Source organism: Okeania sp. KiyG1 (genome assembly GCF_014132355.1).
Taxonomy (GTDB): Bacteria; Cyanobacteriota; Cyanobacteriia; order Cyanobacteriales; family Microcoleaceae; genus Okeania.
Genome location: NZ_BLZO01000040.1, coordinates 1 through 11,843 on the forward strand (window position 1 = coordinate 1; position 11,843 = coordinate 11,843).

Here is an 11,843-nt window from a genome sequence, read left to right on the forward strand (position 1 = left end):
AGGAAGGAAGAAAGAAGAAGGAAGAAGGAAGAAATTTAAAGTTTTTGATATGTCCGCGCCCTTTTCTTCCAATGCTATAGTAGGCAATCAGAATTGATAAATTTCCAGAAGGAAGAAAAAATAAATATTTTGCCGAGTTAATCCTGAAAATACAAATTTTAATAGATATTATTTGTATTTTTCCGAAATATGTAGATAGTAAGCTGAGAGCTGATTTATAAACTGAGTTGAAACTCCTTTCTAGCATGGGTTTGCCTAAAATTATGCCCTTGGGGCTTAGATAGTTTCAAACCCTTACACTGTAAAGCATTTATCCTCTTAATATTTACTTTATAAATCAGCTCTGATATACCAGGTATTATTATTTATATAAATTCAACTGCTTTTCCTCTTTTTTATTATGTTTGTCTTTCCCTATTTCCTATTCCCTGACTTATGCAAAAAGTCTAATGATATATAGCACTTCCCAGATCCCCCCTAACCCCCCTTAATAAGGGGGGAACTGCTTGAAAAGGGGGGAGCTTTCATGCGTCCCCCTGTTTAAGGGGAATAATGGAGGATCGTAAATGTACTTCATCTTTATGAAAAATGCTATATCAAAGAAAGAAAACGCTATCTGTAGAGGGCGAATGGCATTCGCCCCTACTCGCAAATTCTTAGATAAAACGCTATCTGTAGAGGGCAAATGCCATCTGTAGAGGGCAAATGCCATCTGTAGAGGGCAAATGCCATCTGTAGAGGGCAAATGCCATCTGTAGAGGGCAAATGCCATTTGCTAGATATGGCGCTTGGTGCATAAGTCCTGAGAAATGAGAATATGGGAGGAAATGAATTTAGATTTAAACAGTTTACTATCCGACAAGACCGATGTGCAATGAAAGTCGGTACTGATGGTACTTTATTAGGAGGATGGGTAGATATTTCTGGAGCAGAAAAAATCTTGGATATTGGTACTGGTACAGGTTTAATTTCTTTAATGCTGGCACAACGTTCTCTTCAGCGGTGCGAAACACTATCCCTTGCTCAAATTGATGCTGTAGAAATTGATGTTAACTCATCTATTCAAGCTAGAGAAAATGTGGAGCGATCGCCTTGGTCAGATAGGGTTAAAATTTATAATTCTTCTATTCAGGAATATACGGAATATTGTCAAAAAAGTATGATTTAATAGTATCAAATCCACCTTTCTTTGAAAATGCTTCTAAGGCTGCCAAAAAAGCCAGGACAGTTGCTAGACATACAGACTTTCTTTCGCAAACTGATTTATTACAAACAGCAGTTCAACTTTTGTCTGATACGGGTAAATTAGCTGTCATTTATCCGGTAGAGCAGGCTAAAAATTTTCAGACAAAAGCAAGGTTTTTGGGATTATTTTGTCACAAAAAATTATATGTAAAACCCATGCCAGAAATTCCGACAAAACGAATTTTGATGGAACTAAGCAAAAATAAATTGCTCGTTCGAGAAGATACTCTGATTATTGAAGCCAAACAATATTTATACACCCCTGAATTTATCGCATTAATCAAAGACTTTTACCTAAAATATTAATCTATTTATTTCTTCCTTATTTAATATGACTGAACCACTTAGGAATTTATAATTCTCAAGATATGCTGGATAAAGCTAAAAATGGTTATGCTCAGAATGAAACTGAACGAAAAAAGAATATCTGGAAAATGTATTAGTTTCTTTAGTAAGGGTTAATATTATGTCCGGATAATTAGTGATAAAAAAACTTTCTCCTTCTTCTCCTTTTCTTCTTCTTTCTTCCCTCCTGACTCCTGACTCCTGACTCCTGACTCCTCCGTCGTTATTTATTTATAACTGTTCAACCGCACATGATATAACGGCCGTTAACCCCTACAAATTGTGTATAATTTCGTATGCGTGCGTAAGTCCTGATGTTAATATTAACAGTACAGATTTATCAAACTGTGAGGTTTTCTGATGTTGACTCTTTATCACACCCCAATATCTCCTAATTCCCGTCGCGTCTGGGTGACATTGCTAGAAAAAGGACTTGAGTTTGAGCTGGTAGAACTCAAACTGAGTGATGGAGAACAATTTAAACCGGATTATTTGGCAATTAACCCTTTCCACCACATTCCTGCTTTGGTAGATGATGGCTTTAATGTAGTGGAATCTTTGGCAATTCTGGACTATTTAGAAGCTAAGTACCCTACCCCTACTATGTTGCCTCAAGATGTCAAAGACCTAACAATTGTACGAATGGTACAAATGGTCAGTGTTAATGAATTGTTGCCTTCCATCGATGCATTAGTACCAAGAATTTTTGATTTACCAGGAGAGGATTTAGAAAAAGTTGAGAAGGCGCAGCAGAAAATTGCTACAGCACTAACATTTTTTGAGAAATTATTGGGCGATCGCTCTTATTTTGGTAGTGACAATTTAACTTTAGCTGATGCTGTTGCTGGAACAATTGTTCCTATATTCTCAATAAGAGGTGGTATTTCTTTGAGTGAATATCCTAAAGTAAGTGCTTGGTGCGATCGCTTAATGGCACGTCCAGCATGGCAAGTTTCTGAGGCCAAACCAGGAGCATTTGAAGAGTTAAGGTCTGTTCTGGCAGCTCGAATGCAAAAAAATTGAAGAAGCTGGTAGGTTTTAGGTTTTAGGTGGTAGGTTTTATAGCAGTCGCCACTATAGTTAGGACATCGGGTAATTATGATGATTCATAACGCGAGCAAGATGCTCGTACTAATTGTCAAACACTAACCAGGTGGTTGCTATAGAATTCGTCGCTGTCTAAAAGATATGAAGTCAAGTGTCCTAACAGTTATGGCGGTTGCTATAGGTGGTAGTTGAAGAAGCTTACCAATTGAAGAAGGTTGTAGGTGGTAGATAAAAAATTTACCACCCTATTCCCTATTCCCTATTCCCTATTCCCTATTCCCTGCCATATTACAAATCTCGGTGAGTAAATGCCTGAGCGCGATCGCCAGAATAAGTAGCAGCAATATGACCATCACCTACAACTTGATATTTATAAGTTACTAACCCTTCTAAACCTACTGGACCTCTTGGTGGCATTTTTTGTGTACTAATTCCTACTTCAGCTCCAAAACCATAACGGAAGCCATCAGAAAACCTAGTCGAACAGTTATGGAATACACCTGCTGCGTCTATTTGAGCAAGAAATAACTCTGCGGCTTCTCTATCCTCAGTGACGATAGCATCTGTATGTCCAGAACCATAAGTATTGATGTGAGCGATCGCTGATTCTAAATTATCTACTACTTTAATTGACAATACTAAATCGCTGTATTCTGTTGCCCAGTCTACTTCTGTTGCCACTTTTGCCGATGGTAAAATCTTCCGAGTAGCTGCATCACCTAGTAACTCTACCTGATGCTTTTCCATCATTGGGAAAACTTGTGTCAAGAACTTGTCAGCAATATCAGTATGAACCAACAAAGTTTCTACTGCATTACAAGCAGCAGGATACTGAGTTTTTGCATCTACGGTAACAGCAACTGCCTTTTGAATATCTGCTGACTTATCTACATAAACATGACATATTCCTTCAGCGTGACCCAAAACCGGAATTTGAGTATTTTCCTGCACAAATTTAACAAAAGAATTAGAACCTCTGGGAATAATTAAATTGACATATTTATCTAATTTCAGTAACTCCAGAGTTTCTTCCCGCGTAGTCAACAACTGTACTGCATCAGGATTAACAGAAGTTGTTGCCAGTCCTTGACGAATTGCTGTAACTAACTCTTGACATGAATTAGTTGCTTCTTTTCCTCCTTTGAGAATGACACCATTTCCTGATTTAATTGCCAAAGCCGAAATTTGAATTACAGCATCAGGACGAGCTTCAAAAACTACACCAATAACTCCCAATGGACAAGTCATACGTTTGAGAATTAATCCTTCATCTAGTTCTCGATGTATTTGCACCACACCCACTGGGTCAGCCAAAATAGAAACATTCCGTAGACCTGCGATCGCGCTGTTAAGTTTGGCCTCGTCCATTTTCAATCGATTATAAAGAGGTTTAGCAATGCCATTGGTTTGAGCTATCTGACAGTCAAGTTTATTTGCTGCGATAATTTTTGGTGCTGCGGTTTCTAGTGCTTGGGCGACTGCTTCAATTGCTTGATTTTTGGCTTCTGTGGATAAACCTGCTGATTTTTGTGCTGCTTGACGGGTTGTTTTGGCTATTTCAGTCAAAGAAACTTCTATAATCATATCGTTTTTTTGGGATTTTTTTACGACTTATATTCTTATTATACTGCTTAGTTCTCAATAATTATTAATGATATTATGATTGATATTAATTATTAAATTTGCAGATATATTTTCAGTAAGCATTTCCTGTGGAATGCTGCGCAAATAGCTATTAGCTTTTCCTAGGTCATGCTCCGCAAACAGCATTCAGCTTTTGAAGGTACAGTATTTACTAAGGTTAGCTAGGGATATTTTTCTTTTATTGAGTAAAAAAAATTATGTGAATTTATAACATTGATTTTGATTGAGATTTTGTGATTCAGCCAACCTAAGCATTCAGCGGTCAGCAATCAGCAATCAGCTATTAATTTACTGCCTTTATAGCAGGAATTAGTATTGAGAAGTTTAAGGATAATTCAAAGTATTGAAAAATAATAACCTTGACCTTAGCAGTGTATATTCATTATTTATGAAACAGCTAAAAGCTGAATGCGAGCTAGCTGAATACTTACCAGCCAACTTAAAAATAATCAATTACAATAGATTTTTTTGAAAGTATTCTAAATATACTTTAGAAATCAAAACTATACTGAATTATTTTAAATTTGATATATTTTTTGATTAGTAAAAACTTTTGTAAGCATTTCCTGCGGAATGCTGCGCAAACAGCCCTCAGCTAACCTCACTAGGTCAGAACTACGTTATCAGCTATCAGTTATTAATTCATTGCTTTGAGAGCAGGAATTAGTCTTAAAAAATTTAAGGAGAATTACAAAGTATTGGAAAAAAACTGACCTTGACCAAGAGAGTGTATATACATTATCTATATCTATGAAATAGCTAAAAGCTGACCGTTAATAGCTGAATGTTGCTGAATGCTTACAAACTTTTTATGGGAAAAATTAGAACATATAATTTGACATATTTATATAATTTTTTTCAAAAATTATTAGTTTATAAGACTTTAAAAATCAAGGGATATTATTGAAGAGTAGTCTTTTAGCGGTAGCATTACATTAGTAATAGAGTGATATGCGATTTGCTAATTCCTATATACGATTAACTAATTATTAAAATATTACAACTTCTGTCCGGATGTTTCTCCTTTCAGGTAGAAAGCAATCAATAGACTAATTTTATCTTCAATAACCAAAAAAATCAGGTCTCAAGCCTCCCATTTTAAGGGGATAAAAAAGAAAATTATGCTTTCTATTGCAGCAGGTACTGATAATATAGTTCCTCTGTAAAGAGGCTAACTGATAACTGATAACTGTTAACTGATAACTGAATTGATTTATGCAAATTTATACATTTATTTCATTCAAACAACTACTCATCAAGCAAAATAACTTCTTCGATGGCTATAAAATCTCAAAAATTATCACAGTTATAATTTTTAGCCTCTTAACCTTTATTCTGATAACTAATCAAACTTTCTTAGCATTAGGCCAGACTTCAGAAACATTAGAGAATAATAATATTGAAAATATTACTCAAGTTCAATCATTAACACCTATCAGTAATATAGTTTATAAACCAATCAAAATCGACAGCAGAGAAATTTTCAAAGTAGCTGCAGTAGCAGGACAAGAAATCCAAGGAAATAGCAGTACATCTCCCCTCAATATTCGAGTTAGACTGTATGAAAATAATCTTAAACAAACAATTAAAAATTGCTTTGATGCTGATACTTTAAAATTAACTATTGAAACTCTAGAACATCAAACTTTAGTATTTGCCTCAGACGCAGAAGAACTAAAAAATCAATTTCTGATTGCTATCACAGATTTAGATGCTCAAATTCATGGCATATCTAGAGAAGATTTAACTAATCAGATTATTGGTTTTATGAAGGATGCTTTAATTAGAGCCCAGAGAGAACGACAAACAGATTATTTATTGAGGCAACTTTTAATTTCTTTCGGAATAATATTAGCTTTGATTCTATTGAGCTTTCTCTTATCAATTTTGCAAAAATACTGCTTAAGAAAGTACCAAAAATCAAAAATCTATAGAAAATTTAAAAGTATCTCGCCCACAAATAGATGAATTGAGAAATTATCAAGAATTAACTACAGTAAAAACAGAATTAGCTTTAGGGCAAAAACAACAGTTAATATGGGAACAACAACAGCATAAAAATTCTTTTTTTAGAAGTTTTCTGCAAGTAAATCATTTGATTTTCTGGCTGTGTGGCATGACTTGGATTTTGGGTAATTTTCCTTATAGTCGTTGGCTACAGATTTTCTTAGTTTCTCATGTCATAGTTATAACCATTATAATTGGTACTTATTTAGCAATTAAAGGTAGTCCGGCGATCGTCAATTGGTTCGCTATAAATAGTTTTAAAAGATTAGAAAATCAAAGTTATAGTCATAGAAAAATACCACAGGCAATTACTTTTTCTCATACATTGAAAGGAATTGTGATGTTTGTATTAGGTTGTATTGGTATGCTGGGAATATTTCAAAATTTCAATGTTTCTATAACCATAATATTATTAGGTTTAGGTATTATTAGTTTGACAGTCTCTTTAGGTGGTCATAATCTAGTTAAAGATATCATCAGTGGAATTTTAATATTGCTAGAAGACCGGTATGCAATTGGTGATTTAATTGACCTAGATTATACGATGGGTTATGTAGAAGATATGAGTTTTCGTGTAACACAATTACGCGATGCAGGAGGACGTTTAAGTTCAATTCCTAATAGTAAAATTTCTATAGTACATAATTTAACTAAAGATTGGGCAAGTATTGATTTAAGAATAACAGTAAATTTAGATTCTAATTTAAGCCAAGCAGTACAATTAGTTAAACAAGTTGCTAATGAGTTAAAAAATGATGCCGAGTGGGGAGATAAACTTTTAGATGCTGGCAGTATTTTAGATGTACATAGTGTTTCTCAAGCTCAAGTAGAACTTATGATTAGAATGAAAAGTATACCAAGAGAACAATGGAATGTAGCTCGTGAGTTTTGCTACAGGTTGAAACAAATTTTTGAGCTTAAAAAGATTGCCTTTAATGCCACAATATCTTCAAAATATAGATAAGTCCCTTCGGTTTCCTTTCAATAATTTAGAATTTAGAATTTAGAATTACCTCTTTCTTATAAACTAAGAGGATTGGTTAAAAGGATTTTTTTTCTTCTCTTAGTCGATTGGATATGGCGAGGAGAGGCTTTATACCTGAATTTTTCGGTAAAATAAATACAAGTACCTAACTATATACCCAAAACTCAAGACAGTATAACCGTCGATCGCCCAGTTAAAAATGATACTAAATAAAAAAATCTCAAAATTACTGATATTAAAAGGATTTGCCCTGATTGTACCTTTAGCTGTAAATACCATCACATATCCTACATCTGCCCAAATTAACCCTAACCCACCCCCAAATAATCAAAACCCCTCAGGACGTACTATGACTGTCCGATCCGACATTCAAGAAGCAGACTCTCGAACAGGAGTTGTTACAGCTCGTGGTAATGTCCAAATTAACTATCCAGCTCGCCAAATTCAAGCGACAGCAGCTCAAGCTCAATACTTTAGTAGAGAACGTCGAATTGTCCTCAGTGGAGATGTATTTATCCTACAGGAAGGCAATACAATTCGTGGAGAAACAGTTACCTATCTTATAGATGAAGGACGCTTTATTGTTCTACCTCAATCTCAAGGACAAGTAGAATCTGTATATTTGGTGCCCGCAGGTGAAGCTACAGGTGGGGGTAGCGATGTTACTGCTCCATTCAATCCAAAACCCGCCTTTAAAACTCCAATAAGTCCCTAATAGGGAGTAGGGGAGTAGGGGAGTAGGGGAGTAGGGGAGTAGGGGAGTAGGGGAGTAGGGGAGTAGGGGAGCTTACAAGGGAATGTTTTTAACAAAGGGGTGAGTAATCACTTTTATTCAGTATAAAATTTCAAAATAAATGTACTTTTTTATACGACAAATTGCTAAAAACTTCCCCATCTTCCCACACTCCCCACACTCCCCATCCCCTATAGTGGTAGTGTATATAGAAGCCCCCTGGAATTGGTAAAATATTTGTTGTTTCTACTGCTTGTATCATGTCTGAATAATAGGGCGATAGAACTCCGTTCCGCTTACGCGACCAAAAAACTTTCTCTTTCTTCTTCTTTCTTCCCCTCCTGGGAGGGGTTAGGGGTGGGTTGACTTCTGTCTCCTGTCTCCTGACTCCTTAGTCATTTATCCAGACATAATATTGGTTAATCTTTAAGAGGTGGCTTCTAACTCATAATATGAAAATTGTTCTTGAGAATATTCACAAAAACTATGGTAAACGTGCCATAGTTAGTCGAGTTAATCTATTCATTGCCCAAGGAGAAATTGTTGGCCTCCTCGGTCCTAATGGTGCAGGTAAAACCACTACATTCTATATCGCTACAGGTATAGAAAAACCCTCCCTTGGCACTGTCTTTTTAAATGACTTAGAGATCACAACTCTACCAATTCACAAGAGAGCAAAACTGGGTATTGGCTATCTAGCACAAGAACCAAGTATTTTCCGCAACCTCAGTGTTAGAGATAATATTCTCCTAGTCTTAGAACAAACAAAAATTCCTCGTCGTCAGTGGAAAAAGTCCTTAGATTCACTATTGTATGAGTTTCGCTTAGAAAAAGTTGCTTCTACTTTAGGTTCCCAAGTTTCCGGTGGAGAACGGAGGCGAACAGAACTAGCAAGAGCTTTGGCCTCTAGTCAAGATGGACTAAAATTTTTGTTTTTAGATGAACCATTTGCTGGAGTAGACCCAATTGCCGTTTCTGAAATTCAAAAGATTGTTGCTAAATTAAGAGAACGAGAAATGGGCATTCTTATCACCGACCATAATGTTAGAGAAACTCTAGAAATTACCGATCGAGCCTATATTATGCGCGATGGACAAATCTTGGCATCTGGAACAGCAGAAGAACTTTATAGTAATCCCTTAGTACGTCAGTATTATTTGGGTGATAAGTTTAGGTTTTGAATTATAAGGAAGAGGGAAGAGGGAAGAAGGAAGAAGGAAGAAGGAAGAAGGAAGAAGGAAGAAGGAAGAGGGAAGAAGGCTTATAGCAGTTTTCATTTGTCCTAACCAGGACTTACGCAAAGACACTATTTATAGAGTATAAAAACTATTGTTCAACAGTTTGTAGCACTATATATAGCCTATCAGCGTAAGTCCTACTAACCTTATAGTTAAAAAGAGCCCATGGAACTTTTTTGCTAATTAGCAGCTAAGTTAATGTTAATTATTCTGATGTTTACTTCCCCTCCTGGGAGGGGTTAGGGGTGGGTTCCCTCCCTGTACGGACGTTGCATGCAACGTCCCTACCTACTCCCCCACTCCCCTACTCCCCTACTCCCCACTCCCCACTCCCAACAACTCTAACCGGAAATGATATTACACCGCCGTGCCAACAATAAAGTTAAATCATCATCAGTTCTACCTGTAACTTTAGGCGATCGCAAAAATTCCTCCAATTGTTTAGTCGCTTCTTGTTCATCTGTCACCACAGTCATAAACTTAAACAATGGTGCAAAAAACGGACAATGAGGCACACCCCTTGGCATATTCAAAGCCAGCATCTGCAACCCATCCGAAAAAATTGCCAAGTTTACAGTCTTTCCTTGCCAAATCTTCACTTGAGCAGCTTCCACACCTTGCTCTGAAATCAAAAAAGTTGTCTCATTAATATATTCTCCACTTTGAGGAGCAGTCAGCGGAAAAATATTCTCCTCACCATCTTCCACCACAACCGCACCATCTCCCACCTGAGCAGCAATAGCAAACTCTGGTGTCGCCACCACCAAAATCAAAGTTGCAGCAAACTCCCGTGCCTCAACTTTCTTCACTTGAGACTCAGCCAAAACTGCTGTCCTGGCAGCTCTCAAAGCTTCAATTAACTTATACTGCCAATCAACATTATTATCTTTAGACAACGAATGTTGTTGAGAAATAGTTTCTACTGCAGCACTGACAGCTATTTTCGCCCCTACTTCCCCAAAACTCGATGAACCAGCACCATCAGCAACTGCTGCAACTAAAATACCTCCCGGCAAAATCTGCCAATGATTTGCATCCTGACATGGTTGTCCACGTTTTTTGTGACTCGTACCTGCCACTGACGCCGATACCACTCGCCAATGACTTTGTTCTTCTGTTGACATAACCTAACTTTTGTTCAAGAATTTAGAATTTAGAATTTAGAATTTAGAATTACCTCTTCTTAATAAACAGGACTTACGCAAATTATTAGACAATACGCTATTTGTAAGAGGCGCCATTCGGAGCTTTGCGGAGCGCAAATGCCATTTGCTTCGCATAACTATCGTTAACGCCCCTACTAGATATGGCAGCTTGGTGCGTAAGTATGGTTGAGGAGGAGCTGAAATGCTGACTGCTGAACGCTGAAGTGCTTCTTCAAACTGTTCCCCATCCAGGAGGAGGCAGCGCAACTTGTTCGTCAACTTTAGAATGGGAAACCTGCTGCATACTAGCAGATAACCAAATAAACATTTCCCGAAAGTCAAGTCCTCTCAGTTTTAGCGGTGTTCTGAGGACAATTTCTCCAAGCTTATCCATATTCGCCCCTTCTACACCCACGGCAAAAAAGGCAACGTGTTTGTTATCTTCTTCTTGTCTGATGCGGTCTGCTGCTTCCTTTACAACTTTTTCTGATTCTCCTTGAGGTTCGCCATCAGTAATCAAAAAAACCCACGGTCGATAGTAAGTTATGCCATTATTCCGATATTCTAACTTCCGAGTTGCAATCATATCCAGGGCTTTGTTAATAGCTGTGCCCATATAAGTTTGTCCTTGGGCTGTTAATACCGGGTTTTCAAATTGGTCTGCAGTGATAAACTCTTGCACAATTTTTACTTGGTTGTCAAAGGCAATAATTGCAACCTCTACTCGTTTTTTGGCTAAGTCATCGGTAATTAAATTATTTCTAAAAGTTTCTAACCCGTCATTTAAAGCTTGAATAGGTGTACCTGTCATTGATGCTGAGGTATCTAATAGTAGGACACAAGGACAGCGGGGTTCAGGATTTTCTGCAAATTCGACTGCTTCATCAAGTCTCATAGTAGTTTTTTTGGCCTTATATTATATTAGCAATCTATATTTTGACATCTTCAGGGTTAAAACACCCTAGCTAGATTTGGGCGTGGATGTGCGTAGCAGGCTAAACCCAGACTACGCAATGCTTACGATATGTTTTATAGTGCTACTTGAGTCGGGGATAGGGAATAGGGAATAGTAAACTGTTAAAGGTTGTCTGAGAAGTCCCTTATGCTACATCACTCGCCCCCTAAATCCCCCAAAATTGGGGGACTTTTACCAGCTAATGGATTCTTGTTCCCCCCAGAATTGGGGTGCTAGGGGGGCAAAATTCAGTATTAAACAACTTTTCAAATATCCTCTTAAAGGGTTTTCGGTGCTCAAATGCTCCGCTAACAGGGTTTAGAAATGTCAAACACCTGAATGCGTAGTGCTATAGTTAGGAATATCCTATATTGTCAAAGTTTTTATAGCGCTACTTGAGTCGAGAATAGAGAATAGGGAATAGCAAACTGTAAAAAGGTTGTAGGATTGAAAAATGTCCTAATCAATTCTTGTAGTGCTATAGTCAATCAAATTTAAC

At 37.0% G+C, this 11,843-nt stretch carries 11 protein-coding genes; 7 read left to right on the plus strand and 4 right to left on the minus strand.

What is annotated here, in order from left to right:
- Positions 1–668 precede the first annotated feature (668 nt).
- Positions 669–797, minus strand: a complete 129-nt coding sequence (locus tag SAGCYANO_RS47365) for a hypothetical protein (protein ID WP_255502478.1) — start codon at positions 795–797, stop codon at positions 669–671.
- A gap of 20 nt (positions 798–817) precedes the next feature.
- Here SAGCYANO_RS47365 and SAGCYANO_RS44245 point away from each other — a divergent pair, with 20 nt between their 5' ends.
- The 3 genes from SAGCYANO_RS44245 to SAGCYANO_RS06730 all read left to right on the plus strand — a co-directional run bounded on the left by SAGCYANO_RS44245 (position 818) and on the right by SAGCYANO_RS06730 (position 2,613).
- On the plus strand, positions 818–1,168 hold the full coding sequence (locus tag SAGCYANO_RS44245; RefSeq protein WP_237395876.1) for a tRNA1(Val) (adenine(37)-N6)-methyltransferase: 351 nt from the start codon (positions 818–820) through the stop codon (positions 1,166–1,168).
- The gene (locus SAGCYANO_RS44250) at positions 1,147–1,551 is read left to right on the plus strand and encodes a hypothetical protein (RefSeq protein WP_237395877.1); all 405 of its coding nucleotides are present in this window, start codon (positions 1,147–1,149) and stop codon (positions 1,549–1,551) included. Before SAGCYANO_RS44245 ends, SAGCYANO_RS44250 begins: the two co-directional genes overlap by 22 nt.
- A gap of 399 nt (positions 1,552–1,950) precedes the next feature.
- Positions 1,951–2,613: a glutathione S-transferase family protein gene (locus SAGCYANO_RS06730; protein ID WP_202219373.1), complete on the plus strand. Its 663-nt coding sequence runs from the start codon at positions 1,951–1,953 to the stop codon at positions 2,611–2,613.
- Between the two features lie 312 nt (positions 2,614–2,925).
- Here SAGCYANO_RS06730 and SAGCYANO_RS06735 read toward each other — a convergent pair whose 3' ends face one another.
- A complete protein-coding gene (locus SAGCYANO_RS06735; protein WP_202219374.1) occupies positions 2,926–4,221 on the minus strand; it encodes a glutamate-5-semialdehyde dehydrogenase in 1,296 nt (431 codons plus the stop codon).
- A 1,275-nt stretch (positions 4,222–5,496) separates the two neighbouring features.
- Between SAGCYANO_RS06735 and SAGCYANO_RS06740 the strand changes: the two genes are divergently transcribed.
- The 4 genes from SAGCYANO_RS06740 (at position 5,497) to lptB (ending at position 9,187) form a co-directional block, all read left to right on the plus strand.
- Positions 5,497–6,249, plus strand: a complete 753-nt coding sequence (locus SAGCYANO_RS06740) for a hypothetical protein (RefSeq protein ID WP_202219375.1) — start codon at positions 5,497–5,499, stop codon at positions 6,247–6,249.
- Position 6,250: 1 nt separating this feature from the next.
- Positions 6,251–7,252, plus strand: a complete 1,002-nt coding sequence (locus tag SAGCYANO_RS06745) for a mechanosensitive ion channel family protein (protein WP_202219376.1) — start codon at positions 6,251–6,253, stop codon at positions 7,250–7,252.
- 220 nt (positions 7,253–7,472) lie between these two features.
- Complete coding sequence (locus tag SAGCYANO_RS06750; protein ID WP_202219377.1) at positions 7,473–7,988, plus strand: LptA/OstA family protein; 516 nt, start codon at positions 7,473–7,475, stop codon at positions 7,986–7,988.
- A gap of 470 nt (positions 7,989–8,458) precedes the next feature.
- A complete protein-coding gene (lptB, locus tag SAGCYANO_RS06755; RefSeq protein WP_202219378.1) occupies positions 8,459–9,187 on the plus strand; it encodes an LPS export ABC transporter ATP-binding protein in 729 nt (242 codons plus the stop codon).
- Positions 9,188–9,585: 398 nt separating this feature from the next.
- Here lptB and SAGCYANO_RS06760 read toward each other — a convergent pair whose 3' ends face one another.
- Positions 9,586–10,368, minus strand: a complete 783-nt coding sequence (locus SAGCYANO_RS06760; RefSeq protein WP_202219379.1) for a PP2C family serine/threonine-protein phosphatase — start codon at positions 10,366–10,368, stop codon at positions 9,586–9,588.
- Positions 10,369–10,621: 253 nt separating this feature from the next.
- Positions 10,622–11,284 (minus strand): VWA domain-containing protein, encoded by a 663-nt coding sequence (locus tag SAGCYANO_RS06765; RefSeq protein ID WP_202219380.1) that lies wholly within the window; start codon positions 11,282–11,284, stop codon positions 10,622–10,624.
- Positions 11,285–11,843 lie beyond the last annotated feature (559 nt).

Bases quoted from the DNA above. Each gene is read 5' to 3' on its own strand.
- SAGCYANO_RS47365 (WP_255502478.1), bottom strand. From the start codon at position 797: ATGCACCAAGCGCCATATCTAGCAAATGGCATTTGCCCTCTACAGATG.
- SAGCYANO_RS44245 (WP_237395876.1), top strand. From the start codon at position 818: ATGGGAGGAAATGAATTTAGATTTAAACAGTTTACTATCCGACAAGAC.
- SAGCYANO_RS06730 (WP_202219373.1), top strand. From the start codon at position 1,951: ATGTTGACTCTTTATCACACCCCAATATCTCCTAATTCCCGTCGCGTC.
- SAGCYANO_RS06735 (WP_202219374.1), bottom strand. From the start codon at position 4,221: ATGATTATAGAAGTTTCTTTGACTGAAATAGCCAAAACAACCCGTCAA.
- SAGCYANO_RS06740 (WP_202219375.1), top strand. From the start codon at position 5,497: ATGCAAATTTATACATTTATTTCATTCAAACAACTACTCATCAAGCAA.
- SAGCYANO_RS06750 (WP_202219377.1), top strand. From the start codon at position 7,473: ATGATACTAAATAAAAAAATCTCAAAATTACTGATATTAAAAGGATTT.
- lptB (WP_202219378.1), top strand. From the start codon at position 8,459: ATGAAAATTGTTCTTGAGAATATTCACAAAAACTATGGTAAACGTGCC.
- SAGCYANO_RS06760 (WP_202219379.1), bottom strand. From the start codon at position 10,368: ATGTCAACAGAAGAACAAAGTCATTGGCGAGTGGTATCGGCGTCAGTG.
- SAGCYANO_RS06765 (WP_202219380.1), bottom strand. From the start codon at position 11,284: ATGAGACTTGATGAAGCAGTCGAATTTGCAGAAAATCCTGAACCCCGC.